The organism is Flammeovirga sp. AWQ4_249 (assembly GCF_056161045.1).
The window spans coordinates 1-23,626 of record NZ_JBSWYJ010000036.1; the positions used below are offsets into that span (position 1 = coordinate 1).

Consider the following 23,626-nt stretch of genomic DNA (forward strand, 5'->3'; position numbering starts at 1 on the left):
ATGGGTTTTAAAAAAGGTTTGAAGCTGAATCTCTCAAAAAAAGATAATTATCTTTTCCGCTTAGACAGTCCGAACTACTGGGGTAACTATACAGATATCATATTTTCGTCTTCAATTGGTTTCTATCATTTAGTAAATAAGAGAGCCAACTTAAATTTTGATTTTAAAAGAGTGGGTTATGATCGGGTAGGTAATGCATTTTTGTGGAAAGATATAGCTATGGGAGATAGAGAGGAAAGGAAGATGGTAGTGTATTCATAAATTTATCTTATGTACATATTTTTCAATATTTTGTACATATAGTAATTAGTGTGTACACATTATGTACATGAGAAATTGATTATGTACGTAATTTATGTTTTTTTGTACATAAAATATTTTATGTGTACTTTAAAATGCTTTTTTTGTGTATTATGAGTTACAATATTAATACATTTCCTCCATCATCTGAGAAATATCTCACCATAAAAGTTTATGAGGAGTTACATAAAGCAGGAGTAGCTTTAGCCGAACTGAAGGGTATCGCACAGACTATTCCAAATCAGACAATGCTAATTAATGCAATTACTTTACAAGAAGCTAAGGATAGTTCAGAAGTTGAGAATATTATTACAACACAAGATGAGCTGTATAGAGCAATTGCAAGTTCAGATAGTAAAGTATCTCATCAAACTAAAGAAGTAGTAAACTATCGAAAAGCAATCTTGATGGGGTATGAATTAGTTAGAACACAAGGATTTATAAGAACTAATGATATATTAAGAATACAGCAATCACTAGTGAATAATAATGCTGGAATTCGAAGTACGCCTGGAACAGTATTAAAAAATGATCGAACAGGTGAGATTGTTTATACTCCTCCACAGACTAAATCTGAAATTGAACTATTACTAGCTCATTTTATCGAAGAATATAATCTTAAAAATGAAGAAATACCTAGTTTAATTTCTATGGCTCTTTTACACCACCAATTCGAAAGTATTCACCCTTTTTATGATGGAAATGGCAGAACGGGTAGAATTCTAAATATACTGTATCTTATGCTTAATAGATTAATAGATGTACCTATTTTATACCTGAGTTCTTATATTATTCATACAAAAGAAGAATATTATAGACTTCTCAACTTGGTGAATAAAGAAAATGAATGGGAAGAATGGGTTATTTATATATTAAAAGGAGTAAGCGAGACGGCAAAAAAAACCATTAACATCGTACATCAAGTAAGGAACTTATTAGATGAAGTGATTATTCTTACAAAAGAACAAGCTCCTAAAATTTATAGCAAAGAATTGATAGAAACATTATTTAATCAACCTTATTCAAAGATTGAAAATGTAACAGAAAATTTAAATGTGGATAGAAGAACTGCAGCAAAATATCTTAATGAATTAGTGAAGATCAACATTTTAGAGGTACAGAAAGTGGGTAAAACAAATCTATATATTAATAGAAGACTTTTCGAGTTATTAAAAACCTAAAAACTTTTTCTTATATTCGTAACACTAAAAATACATACAATATAATCTACTGCCATGCTTGTCTTTCACCAGGCCGAAGAAGTTAAAACCTCCATTATAGAATACCTAAAAGCCACTTTTAATTTTTCTGATAGAAAATTGAGGGAGGCTTTTTTAAAATGAATAGAAGATAAAGAAGAAGGTCTGATAAAAGGACTTTATATTTCTTTACGTTTACCCTACAGGAAAGAGTTTGATGCAGAAATACCTTTAGATATTAAGCCTAGTTTTCCTCCTTTTAAACATCAATATGAATCTTTTTGTCGATTAACAACAGAGGAGGATAATATTCCGAAACCCACTGTTTTAACTACGGGTACAGGTTCTGGTAAGACAGAGTCCTTCTTATTTCCTTTATTAGATTACTGTTATAAGAGAAGAGATACTTTTGGCATAAAAGCGATTGTCATGTATCCTATGAATGCATTGGCGACAGATCAGGCACAACGTTTTGCAGAGGAGATATACAAGAACCCTTTAACAGTGGGTAAGATACGCGTAGGTTTATTTATTGGTACTGGAGGGAAGAAAGATAATCTTCCAAAGGAAATGAGTAATGTAAAAGTAATAGAGGATCGTAAGACAATTTTAACGAGTCCTCCAGATATATTACTGACCAACTTTAAAATGTTGGACTTTGCTTTGATGCGTGAAGATTTTGCTTCCATTTGGAAACCTAATTTTGAAACACCAGACTTACTTAGATTCATAGCTTTAGATGAATTACATACTTATGATGGAGCACAAGGGTCAGATGTAGCTAACTTAATCAGAAGATTAAAGTTAAAGTTGAATTTACCTCAGGGGCAATTATGTCCTGTTGGCACATCAGCAACAATTGGTTCTGGTGAAAATTCAAAGCAGTTCTTGGCAGAATATGCTACCAAAATCTTTGGTGAAACTTTTTCAGAAGATTGTATTGTAGGGGAAGATAGAGACAGTGAAGATGATTTTTTTGGAGATAAAGAATTAACGCAAGATATACCTACATCAAGTGCTAAAGAAACGCAGTTAGTTTCAGATGAAACTTATGGTTCTTATATTTTGAGACAAAAAAAATATGGGGATTAAAAGGAAAGTTTAATCCTTATAAATTAGGTATTGCTCTAAAAAAGTTTCAGATCGTTAAAGATATAGCTGCGATTTGTAATCAGGGTATTAGAACTTTAGATGGATTAGTAACAGAACTAGATCGTAGAAACTTTCTTTTTTCTACACTTCAGGAGTATGATAACATAGAGCAGTTTTCACCCAAAAAAGGTGTTATACTTTCTATTTTAGCTTTGATAGCTGAAGCAAAAGAAGATGTAGATTTTAGATTTCCACTTTTAGCCATTCAAGGACAATTATGGATTAGAGAATTGTCAGGTATAGGAAGAGTAATTGATAACGAAGAGAAATTTATTTGGAGAGAGAATTTTCAAGAGGAAGATCAAGAAGGAAAAAAAATCCATCCATCGGTATCTTATTTTTGTAGAGATTGTGGACATTCTGGTTGGCTAATGACTAAACCTGATACTAAAGATACGTTTAATGCAAGTCCTTCTGTTGTACATAACAAGTTCTTTAGAAAAGATAAAGAAGTTTGGTTGGTGAGTACTGAGCCATGTACAGAAGAATATAATCCTACACAAGCTATTGGCTATTTTTTAAATAAACACACCTTACGTCAGGAAAGAAAAAAAGCAGATGATAATATAGATATTTATGCTTATCAAAAGTTGAATAACCAAGAGAAATTTGAAAATAGGTGTCCTTGTTGTAATGCTAAAGATACAATTGCAACTATTGGTACTCGTGTAAGTACTTTATCATCTATTTCAACAGCACAAATTTTATCATCAGATTTAGATAAAAATAAAGAAAGAGATCGTAAGATGCTTTCATTTGCCAATGGAGTACAAGATGCAGCTCATTTGGCTGGTTTTGTAGAGGCAAGAAACTTTCGTTTTACTTTCAGATCAGCATTGCAGAAAGTGATTAATGATTTAGAAGAACTAGGGCAAGATATAAATATCACTTCTTTATCTTCTGCTTTTAAAGATTATTGGAAAGCTAATGCAGATGAAAAAACACCATTAGAAGCTTATCTCTATAAGTTTTTCCCTTCTGATAAGATCGGCGATATTGCCATTCGTGATTATAAAAGGAATGAAGAAGATTTTTTTGAATCCTTCATTAAGGAATTTGATTTAAGAGTAGATTGGGAAATTTGTAGTGAGTTTGGTTATAGTGCTACCATTGGTAGGACTTTAGAGAAAACGCAATCTTCAGGTACATATTTTGATTTAACTAAAATCAAATCAGCTTACACAACAATGACTCCTTGGTTAAAAGATAATCAAATGGAATTGTTGGAAGAACAACACTTTGTGCTATTTACGTTAGGTATTTTACATAGAATGCGTCAAAAAGGTGCAGTTGACCACCCCTTCTTACAAAAGTTTAGAACAACAAAGAGCGATACATTTAACTTAAATTGGGCAAGAGATGATCGACATTTTATGAATAAAAATTTCGGTTCAAGTAGTCGGATTCCAAAACTAATTAGTCCTTCAAAGAAATTTGATGTTTATGATAGTCCAATTACAAAAGGGAGTACAGCAAATTGGTTTCATAAGCATTTTAGGAAAAGTATTTCTTCAAGATATGGAGTATTTACAGACAATGTAGATGCTATTAATGACTTTTACTTAGTATACTTCAAGTTATTAACAGAAATAGAAATTTTAGATGAAAAAGAAGCAGATGGAGCAATTACTAATTATGCGATTCATCCATCTGAAATTAAAGTCACTAATAATGTCCAGAATTATGAATGTGATAAATGTGGACATGAAATAAAGTTAGGAGAAGAAGAGGAAGAAGTATTTGAAGATGCTTCTTGTTTAAGATATAGATGTACAGGGCATTATCAAGCACAAGAAGATGTACAAGAAGGGTATTATCAGAAAGTGTACAATAGAAAGCGTTCACCTAGAATTTATTCGGCTGAACACACAGGACTATTACAGAGAAAGAAAAGAGAACAAGTAGAATACTCATTTAAAAACCGCCCTTTCTTTAATTCAATTAATACGCTATTTGCTACTTCAACCTTAGAAATGGGTATTGATATTGGAGATCTGAACGTAACGATGAACAGTTCCGTTCCGCCTCTTCCTGCCAATTTCTTACAAAGAGTTGGTCGTGCTGGAAGAAAGACGGGTAGTGCATTGATTTTAAATTTTGCAGGAAGAAAAGCTCATGATAAATATTATTATGAAGAGCCTATGAGTATGATGGCAGGAGAAGTAGGAACACCGGGTTGTTATCTTGAAGCAAAAGATATATTAAAACGACATTTTCTTGCCTACTGTATTGATACATGGGTTAATAAAAAGGGAGAAGAAGCAAGAATTCCTAGCAAGATGAGAGTTTTAAAACTCTATACTCTTGATGTAAAGAGTTCGATCTTCTTCGGCAGAAAACTAATTAATTTTATTGCGGAAAATGAAAATGACTTGATAAATAATTTTAGAAGTACTTACCAAAGTAACGTAAGTGGCGAAGAAATCATTTCAGCATTTAATTCTCTTGAAAAACATGTTATTGGTGGTGATAGTAGCTACCTCTCTAAGCAAATTGAATTACATTTTAATAATGTTAGAGAGGAGATTAATCAACTTAACAAAAAGAAAGATGATATAATAGACGATATTAAGAGTAGAAAGTTAGCCAAAACAGATTCCGAATATGAAGAACTTTCAAGGGAGATTTCTAATATCAGAAGGACTATAAAGGAAATTAATGAAAGGTCTGTCATCGAATACATGACCAATGTAGGTTTACTTCCCAATTACGCATTCCCAGAAACGGGTGTGAATCTTAATGCCAATATTACATTTAAACAAAAAAGTAATGAGGTAAAACCTTTACCTCCTGAAAATATTGAGTTGGTAAGGCCTGCTAGCAGTGCCATAAAAGAACTTGCTCCAGGTAATGTATTCTATACTCAAGGTCATAAATTAAAAATCACTGGACTGAATGTTTTAAGTTGGAAAGAAGAGGCTGTAGATATGCGTTTCTGCTCGAAGTGTGACCATATAGAAGAAACATATAATGCAAAAAATGAGGCTTGTCCTAAGTGTGGAGATGAATCTTTTGCATCCGTAACAAATACTCATAAATTCCTAAGATTAGAACGTTCAAGGTCTATAAATTGGGAAAAAGATACTCGACTAGATGATTCTTCAGATGATAGAAGTAATGCATTATTTGCATTAACAACCCATTTTAAATTTAAAGAAGATAGTTCGAGAGGAGCTTTTGCATTAAAGAAAATTCCTTTTGGTATAGAGCTATTTGAAGATGTAGAGATTACAACAGTTAATTCGGGTTTACCTATGAATCTAAACGATAAAGGTAGATCTGTAAAAATAAATGAAAAAGAAATTCCAACTTGCGGCTTCATAACATGTAAAAAGTGTGGGAAATCAACACCTACAACGAAGCATGATTCTAAACCTGGCAATAAAGAAGCGATTGATTATCATTATGGTTGGTGTTCTGAGAAAAAGAAGCCTTATAAAGGAGAGGTAGATGAGTTATTTGAAGAGGTATTTTTGTACAGAAGAATGAATACAGAAGCAATAAAAATAATGCTTCCAGTACAAGATTTTGAGACCCTTGAACAAATAGCACTTTTTAAATCGGGATTATTGAGAGGTATTCAAAACTATTATGGAGGAAATCCTTCCCATTTATTCTTACAAGATTATCAGGAATATGATCAGAAAGTTGGAAGGATGGGACAGTTTTTAGTTCTATTTGATACCATTCCCGGAGGAACAGGCTATTTAGGAAAACTTTTCCAAACAAAAGTATTCTCTGAAGTTTTAAGAGAAGCTTATAAGGCAATTAAAAGATGTAATTGCCAGAATAATGGAAAAGATGGTTGCTACCATTGCGTTTATACCTATAGTAATCAATATGAGCAAGATCAGCTTAGCAGAAAAAATGCAGAGACTTTATTTGGCCGATTAATGTCATCTATTAATGACTGGGATCAATTGAAGGATGGCTTATCCAAAATTCAAGATTCAGGTCAAATTGAAGAATCTGAAATGGAAAAGCGTTTTATTTCATTATTGAAAGAATTTGCTTTATCTGATGAGAAGAAAAAAGAAGGGTGGGACTTTCATACAAAAAGAGATAGTGGCTTTAGATATGAGTTAACTGTTAAGGACAATAATAAAGAATTTACTTGGGCAATTGATCCACAAGTTAGTCTGAGTCATACTGATGGAGTTAAAGTATCAAGTAAGCCTGACTTCCAATTTAGATGTATTCAATACCTTGAAGATGGAGTCAACAAACAAGAGGAATTAATCAACTTTCCTAAGATCAATATTTTCACTGATGGCTATCAATATCATGCATCAGATTCTAATAATATTTTTCATAAGGATATCCAGAAAAGAGATGCAATTTTAAGATCAACTTCTAATTATTTTCAAGTATACTCTTTTACTTGGAAAGACCTTGACTTGTTTAAAGATAGTCTTACAGATGCTTTTTTCAATGAGCATCTTTCTTCATTAAATAAGCTATCTAAAAAAGTAAAGGACCAATTTACTTCACCCAATGGGCTAGTCACCAAAAAGAATTCAATTGAACGATTCTTATTTCATCTTTCGAATCCAGAAAGAGAATTTATTAAAAAAGAAGTTACCAATGTATTTATGGGATTTACCCCGTTTGTCCAAAATCAGATTTTTACTGAAGCTGAAGTAACTGAATACCTTTTAGGAAAAGATAGGAATGAATTAAAGTCAGAATCTACTAGTCAACCTTTTCTAATTACAAATATAGATACAGGTATTGATGATGTTGAATTAAGGTTGTCAATAGGTTTACCTAAGAAGAATACAAAATCTTATGTTGATATAGTTGATGATAAGGTAATTAATATAGGTAAAGAAAACTGGGAGCTGTTTTGGCAATATTACAATACATTCCAGCCAATGTATGATTGTTTAATTGAACGAATCGAAACGGTTAAAGAAGATATCTTGGATGAGTCAATTATTGAAGATTACTCAGAAGAGTATCATAAACTTATTAAGTTTTGTCTTAGTAATAACATAACAGTAATGGAAGAAGGGTATGAGTTTGAAGATGATAATGGAGCTGTTTTATGTGGTGCTGAAATAGTAATTACATCACCTAAAAAAGTGGCTTTATTACCTTTTGAAGGAGATGAAAACAAAATGAAGGAGTTAGGATATATAGTTACTGAAACAGTAGAAGAAACAATAGAAATTCTAAAGAAAATATAATCAAAAGCCCACGATTTCAATCGTGGGAAATAATGCATCCATGAATGTAATCATGGAAAATATAAGAAGAACATGAAATTATTTTTATACGATAAATTTTGGGATTCATTTATAGAGTTACCAAAACAAGTTCAGAAAGCAACGAAGACATTTATTGAAAAATTTAGAACCAACCCAAAAGGAGAGTCTCTTCATTTTGAACATATTAAAAATTTAAAAGACAAAAATCTAAGATCTGTTAGAGTTGATCAAACTTATCGAGCTATTGTACATCAGCCCGATAGAGGTGATATCTTTCATTTGCTATGGGTAGATCATCATGATAAAGCATATCGTTGGGCTGCAAATAAGATGTTTCAGTGGAATGAGCACACTAATGCTTATCAAGTATATGAAACGAATGAGATTAGTGAATCTTTACCTAAGAATACGAATGATAGTACTCCCAAAGTGGAAGATACTTCTAATTTTATGGAATCTTATTCACAAGAACAGTTATTGAAAATAGGAGTACCAGAAATATTGATTCCAAGTGTTCATCAAATTAATGACCTTGATGATTTGGAGAAAATGCAGTCTCACCTTCCTGAAGATGTATTTGAAAATATCTTTACATTATTTGATGGAGGAGATATTGAATTGCTAATTGAGCAAGTGCAAGAAGGAATGCAAACTGTAGATGTTGGTGAAGATGATCACTCTGCAAATAACCAACGTTTCTTTATGCAAATCACAGCGGAAGATAATTTAGATGAAATTCTGTCTGATGATTTTAAGAAATGGAAAGTGTTTTTACACCCATCCCAACGTAAGTTAGTAACTTCTGATTATAAAGGTCCAATTAAAGTAACAGGAGGAGCAGGAACAGGTAAAACGGTAGCTGCTATGCATAGAGCAAAGTATTTATTGAATAAGTCTTCTCAGTCAAGAATTCTATTTACAACCTACACAAGAAGCTTAACAGCAAACTTAAAGAAAGATATTAAGACATTAGGGATACAACCTTCTCAACTTAGAATTGAAAATATTGATAGTGTTGCTTCTGATATAGCAAAAGGTGAAGGAATTATACCATCAGATGCAAAAATCATTTATAATAATAGTGATGATTATAAAAAATTGTGGGAGGAAGTATTGGAACAAAATTTATCAAAATATGATGCTGATTTTCTTGCTTCAGAGTATTTAGATGTGGTATTATGGAATAATGTACAGGACGATAAAACCTATTATAGAACACCCAGGACAGGACGACAAAATCGCTTAAATAGAAAGGAGAGAAAAGATGTATGGGAAGTCATTGCAGCCTATCAACAATATTCCACTAAGGAAGGTTACTTCTTAAAAGAAGAAGTAATGAATAAGTTAGCCAATCATTATGATTCAAATGGCATAAAACCATTTGATCATGTATTAGCTGATGAAATACAAGATTTTTCAAATGCAGAACTTCGCTTCCTAAGAAGTATTGTGAAGGAGGAGAGTAATGATTTATTCTTAGTAGGTGACCCTCTTCAAAATATATATGGAAAAGAACTAAATTTCTCTAAATGCGGAATAAATATTCGAGGTAATAGATCGAAAAGGTTAAAGGTAAATTATAGAACAACTGAAGAGATTCGAAGAATGGCTGTGAGCTGTATTAAGGGAGTTACTTTTGATAATTTTGAAGGCGAAGAAGAAAAGAAGAACGGCTACGTTTCTTTAATTAAAGGAACTCGACCAACTTATAAAGTATTTAAAACTCCAGAAGAAGAACATAAAGAGATTACTTCACAAATTATTGAGAGTATAAAAAATGGGGAATTAGATTATAAAGAAATTTGTATTTCTGCATACAAAAATGACGATCTAAAGGATTTAAGAAAAGCTCTTCATAAAGAAAGTATTCCTTATTTTGAGCTTGGTAATAATACCGGAGATAAAGAAGGTGTCAATATTTCTACCTTCCATAACATGAAAGGATTAGAGTTTAAAGCAGTTTTTATTACTAAAATTTCAAAAGAAACTTATCCTTATAAGCCTTGTAGATTCAATGATTGGGACATTTCTAAGCAAAAGAAAATGATCGCAAATCAAAAATCTTTACTCTATGTAGCTATGACAAGAGCAATTGCATACTTGAATATTAGTGGTGTTGGAGAAGGGGTTGATGAGTTTTAATAATAAGTTTTTTAGACTCAGTTTAATATGAAAAGTATCGCTTTTATCGATATTGAGCTCTTGAATTTTAATAACAATTGCAATTTTGTTTTTGAACAATTTAGGTGAGACTTTAATGATAGTCTTACCTTTTTCTATTACCTAAAATTGATTGCAACATTTTATAGAATCTAAGATTTAAAAATTAGCATAAATATTTTATTAAACTAAATAACATTATGCATTGACAAAAAAAGAATAACAGGGTTAGTAAAAGTTTAATTATTTGCCAAAGCTGTTTTTTTCAACCATATTTACAAAAGCAACAAGCAAAACTATGTACAGTTCAATCTGTATTAAACTCTACAATCTTGAGATACTTTTTTTTATTTATTTTAATTTCTATTAGCTGGAAGATAAAAGCGCAAATATTTCCATCGATAAATACTTTGAAACAACAACATCAAGAAGTACTTAAGGAACTGGAGCAGGATAGCTTACTGAATATTGGTGAATTGCCACAGTTAGTACCATTGATTGGTTTAAAAGGTCAATATACATATTCGAAAAAGATTGATCCCTTCATTACATCTGGATTGAGCTTTAGATATAAGAATTGGAGCTTGGAATCTCAATTTGGTATCAATGCATCAATTAATACAGATTCTCTAACTTTAGATTTTTCTGAACGATGGCTAGTGGATACAAAAATAAAATATCATGTTGGGCCACAAAAAGGAGGAATTATCACTACAGGGCATTCTTGGCAAAATGATGATAATTTTGTGACACTTGGAGGCGGTTATACATGGAGAACTGAAAAAGATAAAATATTTACACTTTACTCTGATATCAACTATCATTATGATAGGAATGAATGGGGAGTAGGAGCAGGTCTATCGTATGGGTTTGGTGGAAAAGGGTTAGGAGCAATTGCAAAAGGTTTTCAATCTGGGAATAGCATGAATCCTTCTCAAGAATTTTCAAATCCATCATTAAAAATCTTGGATGATTTAAAATCGATGCAAAACCTAAGTGTGGGAGAGGCTATCGGTATGCTAACAAAAGCACTTAATATAGGTAATACAGTATCAATTGCTCAACAAAATCCTTTGAAGGTGATGTATAGCCCTTCGATTCAATTACCTGTTTCGGAATCTTTTACCTTTGGTCTGGGACCTAATATAGCTATGACATATGATTCCTTGCATACTGATTGGTCTTTTGGTGGTAGAATTTTTATGAAAATCCAACCTAAAAAGTGGTTACCATATCTTCAAATGGAGTATTCAGGTCTTTATGAAGCTGATTCTGTTGCTTTTTCTTCAGAAGGTGTAGAAAAAAGTGCTCAATCAAGTTGGAAAAGTGATGTATTAATTGGGGCTGGATATTCTCTGAAAATAGGAAAAAGGTTAACGATTGAAGGCTCTGCTATGCGAAGAATGGGGTGGGTAGATGCTGTAACTGATGAACCTTGGCAGTTTCAATTATCAACCAAAACAGATTTACCTTTTGCTGGAGACCTAAATAACTTAGAAATGCCCGAAGCACAGATAGATCTTGGAAAATTCTTGAAACTCGGAGGAGGGATGAATATGACATTAGGAGAAAACCCGGGAATTGAACTTGCTCCTCAGATATATAAACAGTTAGGAGCTAAAAAGAAATTGAATGTAGGTGTTTCTCCTTTAGTTCGATATTCAAAAGTTGAAGATAAAGATCTTTGGGTGTATGGAGGAAGAATTTATAGTCAGTATACACCCTGGAAAGGATTCCCACATCTTGATTCTGAAATAGAAGGAATGAATGCTTCTGATCCTTTTCAACCTGAATATCAACGTCATTGGTATCCTTCTTTTAGAGCTGGAACAGGCTATACTTTCCAATTTGGAGACTTTTTCGGCATTAGTTTTCAATTGATGTACTCCTTTATCTATGAAGAAGAGAATAACCCTATTCAAAATGATCCATGGGTATTTAGGATTGGATTTAGTGGGATTGGAGGTGTTTAAATGAATATTTTTAACATTTATTTTTGTATTTCATAATTAGCAAATATTAACATATGAAATGTTTATTTTTATTTGTTATTGTTAATTAAATTTAAGTGCTTTAATAAACTATTACAGATAAACTAATAACTACTAATATTAATGAAAAGTAAACTACCGTTACTACTAATACTTTTGCCATACTTTTTGTTTGGTCAAGAGATAGTAAACCCCTTGGATGATCTTACACAGCAATCTCCTGAAGTTGCTGCTATGATGAGTTTTAATAATCATGTACTTAATGGAAATACAGGTGCTTCAAGTTATTCTATTCCATTAGCTCAAATTACTAATGGTTCTATTTCAGTATCTGTTGGGTTAAATTATATAGGAAATCAGAATCAAGTGAATAATATACCAAGTTGGGTAGGATTAGGTTGGTCATTATCTGGTATTGGAGTGATAACAAAATCTGTCAACACAAGTGAAGATTTGGGGAGATATGGATATAGAAATTCAAATATTGATTCCATTTATAATGATTTATATAATTTTAAATTATTGGGAGAAACTATTCCTTATGATAATTCAACTCCAATAACAAGACAAAAAGAGTTTAATAGAAAATTAGGGTATCTAAAATATGATTTGGCACCTGATTTATACACTCTTAATGTGAATGGTATAAATGCAAAATTTTTTATTAATCACAAAGGTGAAGTTTTAGTTGAATCTGATCAAAATATAAATATTTCGTACGACAGAAATATCTTCAAAGTAATAGATAATAATGGTAACCAATATTTCTTTGGTTCTAATGATGAAGGTAGAAATGGAATTGCTGATTATATTGGTGATCAGATATATATGTCAACATGGATGCTTACAAAAATGATTTCAAGTGATGGAATTAATGAAATTAATTTTATTTATGGTGACAAAGAAGTTAAGAGAACAAATTACTCAGAAAGTTATATTTATAGCTATAACTCTCTTGGTAACTTTTCACAAAATGTTCTTGCTCAGGATAATTTGAATGTCTTGTTAAATGGTGGTTTTAAAAATAATACTAGCTACTCAAGTACATTTGGGAAGACTAGATTAACAAAAATTATTTCTGATGATGATACTTTAGAATTTAATGCAATACAAGATAGAAGAGATATTGTTTTCTATAACGATGTATTATTACATGGTGAAGAATATTATTTGGATCAAGTTGTTTTTAAAAATGGTAGCACAATTAAGAAGAACATACAGTTGAAGTATAATTATGATGCTAAAGATGACATCTTATCTGATACTCATAATGATATTGAACTATCAGATGAAAATAGATTAATTCTAAAGAAAGTAATTATTAATCATGGTAGTGACTCTACTTTAGCAAATTCCTATCATTTGGATTATTTTATTGGAATGGATAAATTCCCTCCATACTCTTCAAAGAGTATAGATTATTGGGGATATTATAATAAATCAGAAAATCAATTTCTACTTCCGGGACCTTTACCTGCTAATATAGAAACTAACAAACTATCTAATAAAGATGGAAATCAGTTGGGAATATTAAAACAAGTTATTTTGCCTACGGGAGGTAAGGTGCGATTTAATTATGAGTCTAATATTGTTTCAAATAAAGAATTCTCTAATTTTCTTTCTTTAATTCGAAACAAAGAAGATGTAATTAAGTCTACAGATTTAATAATAAATAGTGATTTTATCGAAGTAGGAGGAAGTAGAGTTAAAAATATTGCATTTTATGATTCTGAGGAGAATTTATTAAAAACTATATCATATAAATATGAAGATGGTATTTTTAACAAACCTTTTATACCTATAATAAAAAAGAAATTACATTATGAAGAATATACATTAACAGAATCAGGAGAACCTGGTTTTCTATTTAGAAATCATGAAATTCCTTATTATGAAATGATAAGTAATAATCTTATCAATTCTAATAGTGGAGAAGTTGTTAATTATAAAAGGGTAATTGAATCAGTATCAGGTCAAGAGAGTAATAATGGCTTCAAAATTTCTGATTTTTTGGTAAGGACCTACCTTGAATCATCAAAAGCTGAAGGAGACTCAATTTCTGGAACAATACCTTTGACATTTCCATTTGCATTCATCAAGGGAGATACATTTTATAACAATCGATTAATCAAAGAATCTGTCTATAATAATAATTCAATTAAAGTATCAGAATTTAGTTATACTTATGAATCTAAGCTAGGTGACCAAATAAAATCTATATATTTTAATATGGATGGACGTCACGCGTCAAATGACGGTAGCATTGATTCTCATCACTATAATTCAGCATGGTTTTCAGATAGGAGCCCTCATGAATTATACTCCATTAATTTATATAAACAAACCTTATATAAAAATATATTAAAGCAAACCAAAAGTAAAAAGTATGGGATTCATAATAATGGCTCAAATGAAATTATTGTAAATTATATATATGATGAATATTATAATGTAGTTAGTAAAACTACAACAAGAGGTTCTATAGAGATCCTAAAAGAAGATATTAGTTACGCTATTAATACAGGAGATAATAGTTTGAAAATGAACTTATTGAAAAGAAATTTAACTTCATTACCATCAGAAACAAAGCAAATAAAATCTGGAAAGGTAATTTCTAACCAAAAGTTCTCCTATAAACTAAATACTTTAGAAAATTCTGAACTTAAATATCCTTATCTAGAAAAGGTTGAAAGCAGATCTTCCTTAAATAGTGAGTTTAAAAAGGTTTATCAAACCGTTTATGACAATAACAATAAACTAGTTCAGATAACTAATAAAGAAGGAATATCAAAAACTATTTTATGGGATAAGACATCAAAATATGTTGTTTTTATCATAGATAATTGTAATTATGAACATATTATTAATAGTGTTGATATCGAAAATATTGATAAGTCTCCAAGTGAAGAAATCATTAATTCAATAATGGATAATTCCGGTTTAGGTCTTGTTTCTACTTATAAGTATAACAATAGAGGTCTTATAGAAACAATTATAGACCCGAATGGTATGGAGCAGTTATTTGAATATGATGATATGGATCGTCTTACTTCTAAATCTTCTAAATCCTTAAAAGAAGATGCAAACTTTGAGCTTCTTCAGCTCTCTATTTATCATTACGTAAACTAATTAAGCAAACTAACATCATTTATGATGAAAAATATATATATTCTTCTAACAAGTTTTCTTTTCTTCTCCTTAAATATAGTAAATGCACAACAAACTATTGGAGGAGGTGGTGAAGGTGGTGGATTTGTACCATTCTGTGCTAAGAACATAAACCCTTTGACAATTGTAAGTAGCGATTGTGGTGTTGTAGGTTTAAAAGTTACGGCATCATCAAGTTGTTCATTTAGTGGTTATATCCAACCGGGAAATCATAGGTTTTTCTGTAATAATGGAGAAAGTAATGTAATTAATGTTACTGAATCAGGTAATTATTTTGCTATAGGTGATGATTATTCTACAATTTTGACAACTGGATATACAAATGTTGTTATTCAAACTGAAGATGATCCGATCCCATCAATAACTACAAATTTCTCACAAATATCTTGTAATAGTTCCCCAAGTGGAAAAGTTGTAATTCCAAATTCATTAAATAATATAAATTACAAAATTTATGTTGGAAGTACTTTGAAAACATCTAGTTATGGAAATGGAGGAAACTTAACATTAAACTTTAGTGGTACAGGTACATATAAATTAGTAGCCTCTAAAACTCCATCACTTCTTTGTACTCCAGCTCCAAATTTTGAAAAGACTTTAGGAGACTTAATATCTTTTCAAATGCCATCTTTAAATATTGCAACTTCTACTATTTGTGATGGTGCTGTAACTAGTATTACAGGTTCAAATATTTCTAAGGGAGGTATTTATAGACTGTATAAAGGTACATCTTTAGTAAAGACAATCACAGCTACCTCTTCTAATAATATTAGTTTTGGATCTTACCTTACTGGTGATTATAAAATAATTTTAACAACACCTTGTGGAAATACATATACAACACCAATAAAAAGTATTAAAGTTTTCGATCAACCAATTGTTTCTCTCAATGTTTCAGAAGTATGTAATGATATATTTGAAGTTAATGGATCCGTGATTGGAAATGTCAAACAGAACATAAAATTATATAATGATTCAGATCAATTTCAGACATCTTTTACATTAGATAATAATGGATATTTTCAGGCTGAAAATCTTGGTGGTGATTTAGATGCGAATGACTCTTATTATATAGAGTATGAACTACTTTCTTGTAGTAAAAAGTATAAATCGGAAGTTTTTCAAGCCTCAAGTGATTTTATATCATTACCTAGTATTAGTATTAATAATATAAATTCAAGGTACTGTTTAGGTAATACTTTAAGTTTGTCAGTATCAAAATCTGGTGCTGGTACAATATCATATTACAAATGGTATTATCATAATGGTTCTTCATTTACTTTAATTCCAAATGAAAGTAGTAGTAATTTATCTTATAAAATTAATTCAACTAATATTAATTCAATAAAAGTTGAAGGATATATTTATAATTCAAATTGTTCAAAATATGAGAAGATAGAAAGCTCCACAACTTTGTTTATTGTTGATTCCCCTTTACAAACTCCTCAATCAATTGATGCAAATTTAGAACAAATTTCTTGTGGTAATGATGGTGGTAGAGTCACGATACTAAATACCGAAAGCAATTTACATTACACTGTTAAAGCAGCATCTGGTGCATCTTTATCAAAAATGGGTAATGGTACAACTTTAAATTTCGATATAAATGGAAGTGGAAATATATCAGTTGAGGTTTATAGAAAATCATCAAATTCTTGTGCAAATAGTCCTGTTAAGACATTTAATATTGGTCAAATAATTGAATATCAATCTCCAATTATTTCGATGTTTCCATCTTCATTGTGCCAAGGGAGTTCAACTAGCTTAACAATCAGTAATGTTATAAATGATAGAACATATAAGGTTTATAAAGGATCAGAGCTATTGAATACCGTTGTAGCTACCTCAAACGATGATATTAAGATAGAAAATTTAACTACAGGTACTTATAAAGTTGCTATGGAAACTATATGCGGTTCCGACGTGATCTCATCTTCTTTTACTGTATCTGAAAAAATGAGTGATATAAGTGTTGGTGGTAATCTTATACAGAAAAGTTCAGGATATTTTGTATTGCATGGCTCAGTACTATCTCTACCTGGTAGTTCTACTTCAAAAAGCGTTGATATTTATTTAAAAAATGCAAATACGGATGAAGTAATTCATTCTTTTAGATCTAATGCAGATGGTTCTTTTAATATTAATAATATTACAAATATTAATACTTCTGATAATTACTATTTACAATATTCTACCCCTGAATGTGGATTAGTAAGAGGTCCACTGATAACTGTAGAAGAATATGTAATGCCAGTCCCTTCAATTACTCTTTCGACATTAGAGACTAATTATTGTTTATTTGGTCCAGGGGGTACTTTAACTGCAACAGTAACTGGAGGTGATTTTGATTATTTTAAATGGTATTACAATAATGGAATTGAATTAGTTGAGATTATTAATGAGGGGAATGTTTTAGATTTTTCAATCAATTTTAGCGACATTAAATCATTTGTAGTTGAAGGTTATATTTATGATAGTTTTAATTCAACATATCGTATTGTTACTAAGCAATCTACAGATATTATTATTGACATTCCTCCATCAAAACCACAATCAATTGAAGCTAATGTAAGTCAAATCAATTGTTCTTCAGATGAAGGTCTTCTTACAATTAATAATTCAGATCCAAATATTCATTACACACTGATCACAGGGCAAGATAGAATTAATCTAGGATTTGGTAATGGTAATGATTTAAGTTACTCATTTAACGAATATGGAACTGTTAAGGTAGAATGTTATAAACTATCAAATAATATTTGTAATAATAGTGAACATAATACTTTTGAAATTGGGGAAATATTAGAGTTTAAACACCCTTCAATTTATTCTGCAAATCGTAATTCTTGTTTAAATAATAATAATGGATCAATTACAGCTACCAATTTAATTATAGGTCAAGATTATCAACTGATAAGAAATAATGAAGTATATGATACTGTTGTCGATGTATCAGATGTTGAATATACTTTCTCAAGATTACCTATTGGTAATTATTATGTAAAGCTAGATAAAGAATGTGATATTAATTATAGATCAGAACATGAAATAGAAATTAAACCATATACATTCAATAATCTTAATTTACTTTTTGTAGAAAATAACTGTAACACAGGAGCAGCAAGAATTTGGGGGCAATTATTAAGATACCCAGATTTAGAAATGAGTAGGACTATTACTCTTTTAAGAAAAGAAGACGATAAATACATTGCACAAACAAGTATTACAATAAATGAAGATTTAAGTTTTGAGTTTAAAGGAGTTGAAAAATATGGAGAGTATGCAGTTGAATTTACTTCGGAGTGTGGAGAATCATCAATTTCAAATACTGTACTAGTAGATAGTGAACCCCATTACCCAACTGTATCTTCTTCATTTGATAAAACCATTTATCATCTAAGTGATATTTTAGTCATTAATTTAGAGATCGAAGAGGAGTATAATGCAGTCCATTTTGAGTGGTCTTATCGTGAGGATGGATTTCTTTTTAAGAAAGAAACTGAAATACCTCAATTAGAAATTCCAATATTATCAACAAGTTATACTGATATTAAATGTGCCATAACTTATGATGATCATGAATGTGTTGTAAAATATGATGAAGTATCCATAAATGATGATGAAAGAAATCCTATTCAAATTCAATACGACAATAAATTGGTGAGGAATCCATATTACAATCCAAATATTGCAGATGCTATCTATATGAATAATACGTCTGAAACACATGATTTGTATTGGCAATCTGATGTAAGGGGTTTTGATGATTCAAATTCGGCTATTGAGATCCCTAATCCTTCACCTGGTTTATATGGAATTCGTGCTAAAAATAAGGAAACTGGCTTGTGGTCAGAAAATATCTCTTGGATAATAATTGAGGATGAAGTGAATTCTAATTCTACAGGCTTTACTCAAGAACTTGATAAAGAAAATATCAATTATATATCTACTTATGTAGCTAGAAAACCAGGGTTAAATAAGGAAGGTGTTTTATCAGGTAATTATCAAGATGACTTTGGTACTTTAAAATCTACAAATTATTTTGACCATTTAGGACGCCCAATCCAATCTGTTCAAGAGAAAGGAAGTACAAATGGCTATGATATTGTAAGTCCTAAAAACTATGATGAGTTTGATAGAGAAAATAGACAATATTTAAGTTACGTGTCAAATGAGAATAATGGTGAGTTAAAGGAAAGTCCTCTTTCCGAACTACAAACGTATTATAAATCTACTGTTGAAGTTTCTAAGAGGTCTAGTTACCCATTCTCTGAGGCTAGGTTTGATGGTTCCCCTTTAAACAGAGTAGTTAAAAGTTCTGCAGAGGGAGATGAATGGACTGGTCTTTTAGGGCAATCAAAATTAGAACATAGTATTAAAGCTAATACAAGGTTAAATACTTTTGATGATCAAATTAAAATCGTTGATGGAACAGCTGTTTCTGGTTTATACGAAGAAGGAGTTTTAAATATATCCGAATCTTCAGATGAACATGGTAATTTTACGGTTGAAGTCAAAGATCAATACGGTCAAGTCATTCTCAAAAGAGTTCAAAATGGACTTGATCAGAATACTGGTTTAGTAACTTACAACGACACTTATTATACATATGATGTTTATGGTAATCTAGAATTAGTTATTCCTCCATTAGCAGTAGAAGGTATTGGTGAATCATCTACGATTTCAAATGAAATTATCGAAAATCTTTGTTACCAATATCAATATGATGATCAGAACCGTTTGATAGCTAAAAAACTTCCTGGTAAAGGATGGGAATATATGGTCTATGATCATTGGGATAGATTAGTGTTAACACAAGATGCTAATTTAGCTCAAGAAGATAAGTGGATTTTCACTAAGTATGATGCTTTTAACCGTCCAGTAATCTCTGGTATTAAAGTATTCACAGAACAAGAAATCAATGATTTGAAGGTTGATCTTGCAGATGCTGAAAGTTATACAAATCGTTTTGAATCTAGGGGTGGTATTTTAGAAGATTATACGAACGTTTCTTTACCATCTATTGCAGCAGATGATATTCTTTCAGTCACTTATTATAATGATTATGATTGGTTAGATGGTACGATGGGATTTGTTGAATATGATGATAAATTTGATGAAGATCTTGAATATGGTATTGAAAAACCTTCTGCCTTACCTTCTATAAAAGGACAAATTACAGGTAGTAAAGTAAGGGTTCTAGGAACTAATCAATTCCTAACTACTGTGACTTATTATGATCATAAATATCGAGTGACACAGACTCAAACAGAGTCAATTGAGGATATTGATATCGTAACCAACCAATACAATTTCTCAGGTGAAGTAGTAAAAACGTATTTAGATCATAGTACTACTACTGAACATATCTATGTCGCTAATGAAAATACTTATGATCATGTAGGAAGATTATTAGAAACAACAAATACAACAGAAAGAGAAAACCTAAGTGGGGAGAATACGGTAGTTTCTGATACCACAAGATTTGAATACAACGAACTTGGTGAGTTAGTTAAAAAGACTGCAGGTACTAAAGAACAACCTCTTCTTCATAACTATTCTTACAATATCAGAGGATGGTCAATGGGAGTAAATGCTGATGCTCAAAACCTTACGAAGTCACAACCATTTATTCAGAATTTATATTACACAGAGGATAAGCTTGAAGCACTCAACGTTGATGCTCAGTTTAATGGTAACATCGCTAAACAATCATGGCAATCGTTCAATGATCCTACAAACTATAGAAGCTATGAGTATTCTTATGATATGCTAAATCGATTGAAGAAGGCAGATTATAATAGTAATAATAGTACGGAGGATTATGATGTAACGGGTAATGATATTGATGGGGGAATTGAGTATGACGCTAACGGCAATATCTTAAGTTTATTCCGACAAGGTTTTAGGAAGGAACAAGAAACTCCTGGATATGGTCAAATTGATCAACTAACATATAGCTATCTTCCGAATAGTAATCAACTGCTAGATGTTGCTGATGCATCGGACTATAAACCGGCTGATTTTAAAAAGGACAATAGTTTCTTTGATGCGGGTACAGGACAAGCATTTAGCTATGATGTAAATGGTAATCTTGAAAAGGATGAAAATAAGGGTATCACAAGTATTGAATACAATCACTTGAATTTGCCTACCTTAATAACTTTTGATAACGGAAACTCAGTTGAGTATTTATATGATGCTGCAGGTATTAAGTTACAGAAAACAGCTAACATTAAAGGTGAAGATGAGGTATTCAAAACAACAGTGACCAAATATATTGGTAGTTTTGTCTATGAAGACAAAGGGGATGGAGACAAGCTTCAATTCTTACATACAGCAGAAGGTAGAATTCTTACGGCTGATGCTGGTGTAAAAACACGTTTTGCTTCTGAATCTTTAATCCAAGAATACCACTACAAAGACCACTTAGGTAACTTAAGGGCTTCAGTGAGATTAGATGAAGTGATTGAAGAGGATTTTGAAGATACTGAATCTCAATTTAACCTTACAGAAGAGGATATTGTAGCTGCCGTTGGAGGTAGACAAGGAAAGGTACATATAGTAGAGGGAGCTAGTGTTGGAGCTTCGATAACAATTCCGGTAGAAGCGGGTGAGAAGATTTACATTGGTGCTTATGGATACTACATTGAAGATGATGATCAAACGGCAACCCAATCTCAGATGAGTGATATGAACTCTGGTTCTACTACTCAAATAGATGGTGAAGGAACTTCTACTAATGGTGACGGTACGCAAATGTCACTTCCATTAATGACATTCTCAAGTGGTGATGACCCAACGCCAACAGCTTTCTTTAGGGTGAAATTTGTAGACAGTGAGGAAGAGGACATCAAGAAAGAAATTACCGTAGCAAATCAATGGCAATTAATAGAACATAATTTAGTTGTTCCTGAAGGTGTTGAATACATTGAGATCTCTTTCGAAAACGAAACTCCTGATGTAAATGTTTACTTCGATGATGTAACGATTACTTTTGATAATTATATCGTCCAAGAAAACCACTACTACCCATTTGGTATGAATATGGCGGGTATTGAGAAGAAAGGTACTCCTGATCATAAATTCCAATACAATGGGAAGGAGAAACAAGAGGAGATAGGGTTTTATGATTACGGTGCTAGGATGTTAGATGTAAAAACCGGAAGATGGTTTGCAGTGGATCCTTTAGCAGAAAAAATGACAAGGCATTCAGTTTATAATTATGCTTTTGATAATCCTATTAGGTTTATTGATTCAGATGGTAGAAAACCGGATGATTTTATTTATATCGATTATAAGACAAAGAATGTTACAATTGTAAAAGATTCAGGGCTTGATAGAATTTATTGGATAAAGGATGGAAAGCAAGTTCCTGTAGGTTCAGCATATAATGAATCATGGGGTTCATATGTAGATAATGTAAAGCCATCTAAAACTAGCGAAATATATTATGAAGAACCATATACTTTCACAGGTAATTATACTGGAACGATAGATGTGTTTAATGCAGAAGGATTTATAAGTGCAGGTAACGATCGTGAAATCATTACAGATATAATTGTAGATGAATATAGAAATGTATTTACTCCAAATGCTATTGATGGTGGTCTTGCTACTCCTGTAATAATGGAGGGTTATTCGACAGGAGATGTCCTTGCTTTTACAGGAAAAGATAAATGGGATTCAAAGAGATTTTTTACAGCAAGTGAAGGAGTAAATTTAGGTGAAGGTAGTATATTTGGTCTAGCACCTTTTGGAAATATATATACATATACAGGTGATGCTAAAGATTTTAGTTTAGAAAACAATTATGGAGGTGGATCATATTCATATACATTTCCATTTCCAATCCCATGGATTAGGGCAAGTTTAATATTAACTCTTCCATTAAATGATGACAAGTATAATACATATGGTATAGGACTAACTCCTGGATATAATTTGGGGGTTCAAAAGAATACAACAAAAGTTTTTGAAGGTTACAATGATCTAATAAAAAATGAAAAATAAGATAGCAATTCTTTGGTTTATTATTGGTTTGCCATTATTTCTTCTTATGAAGATATATAGTGATTATGAAGTGAAAAATGAAGATAGGAAGTATTTTTTAATTAACTATTTCAGCGCTTTTAAATATGAAATTAAAGAATATTCTAAGAATAGAACTTTTAATTACGTTATCACAACATCTAAGGATAGTATTTACTTTTTATTTCAAGAAGATAATGATTATGTTAAAATTAGTCCAAAAGATAGTTTGATAAAGAATGCTAATAGTAATAAGATGACAGTTATTTCTCGTGATAAGAAATATATTAGGGAACTTAGGTATTATCCAAGAAATTCATACTTACATGAATTAAAAAATGAGGAAGAACACTTAAATAAGTATGGAGAAGTAGAAAAGGAAAGATAGTTTTTGATTAAAAGCTTTCAACTTACC

General features: G+C 31.1%; 9 protein-coding genes. All 9 read left to right on the forward strand.

Annotated elements, in window-relative coordinates; translation table 11 throughout:
• A partial coding sequence (locus ACXAHM_RS20135) for a hypothetical protein (RefSeq protein ID WP_474963849.1) occupies nt 1-261 on the forward strand: 261 nt, incomplete at its 5' end.
• A 152-nt stretch (nt 262-413) separates the two neighbouring features.
• The gene (locus tag ACXAHM_RS20140) at nt 414-1,481 is read left to right on the forward strand and encodes a Fic family protein (protein ID WP_474963852.1); all 1,068 of its coding nucleotides are present in this window, start codon (nt 414-416) and stop codon (nt 1,479-1,481) included.
• A gap of 327 nt (nt 1,482-1,808) precedes the next feature.
• Nucleotides 1,809-2,591, forward strand: coding sequence for a DEAD/DEAH box helicase (locus ACXAHM_RS20145; RefSeq protein WP_474963964.1), 783 nt, complete (start codon nt 1,809-1,811; stop codon nt 2,589-2,591).
• Between the two features lie 212 nt (nt 2,592-2,803).
• Nucleotides 2,804-7,840, forward strand: coding sequence for a DUF1998 domain-containing protein (locus ACXAHM_RS20150; RefSeq protein ID WP_474963855.1), 5,037 nt, complete (start codon nt 2,804-2,806; stop codon nt 7,838-7,840).
• A gap of 72 nt (nt 7,841-7,912) precedes the next feature.
• On the forward strand, nt 7,913-10,003 hold the full coding sequence (locus ACXAHM_RS20155) for a UvrD-helicase domain-containing protein (RefSeq protein WP_474963859.1): 2,091 nt from the start codon (nt 7,913-7,915) through the stop codon (nt 10,001-10,003).
• A gap of 428 nt (nt 10,004-10,431) precedes the next feature.
• Nucleotides 10,432-11,994, forward strand: a complete 1,563-nt coding sequence (locus ACXAHM_RS20160; RefSeq protein ID WP_474963863.1) for a hypothetical protein — start codon at nt 10,432-10,434, stop codon at nt 11,992-11,994.
• A gap of 141 nt (nt 11,995-12,135) precedes the next feature.
• Nucleotides 12,136-15,141, forward strand: coding sequence for a hypothetical protein (locus tag ACXAHM_RS20165; protein ID WP_474963867.1), 3,006 nt, complete (start codon nt 12,136-12,138; stop codon nt 15,139-15,141).
• Between the two features lie 24 nt (nt 15,142-15,165).
• Complete coding sequence (locus tag ACXAHM_RS20170; RefSeq protein WP_474963872.1) at nt 15,166-23,193, forward strand: DUF6443 domain-containing protein; 8,028 nt, start codon at nt 15,166-15,168, stop codon at nt 23,191-23,193.
• Nucleotides 23,183-23,599, forward strand: coding sequence for a hypothetical protein (locus ACXAHM_RS20175; protein WP_474963876.1), 417 nt, complete (start codon nt 23,183-23,185; stop codon nt 23,597-23,599). The genes ACXAHM_RS20170 and ACXAHM_RS20175 overlap by 11 nt, the downstream gene beginning before the upstream one ends.
• Nucleotides 23,600-23,626: the final 27 nt, after the last annotated feature.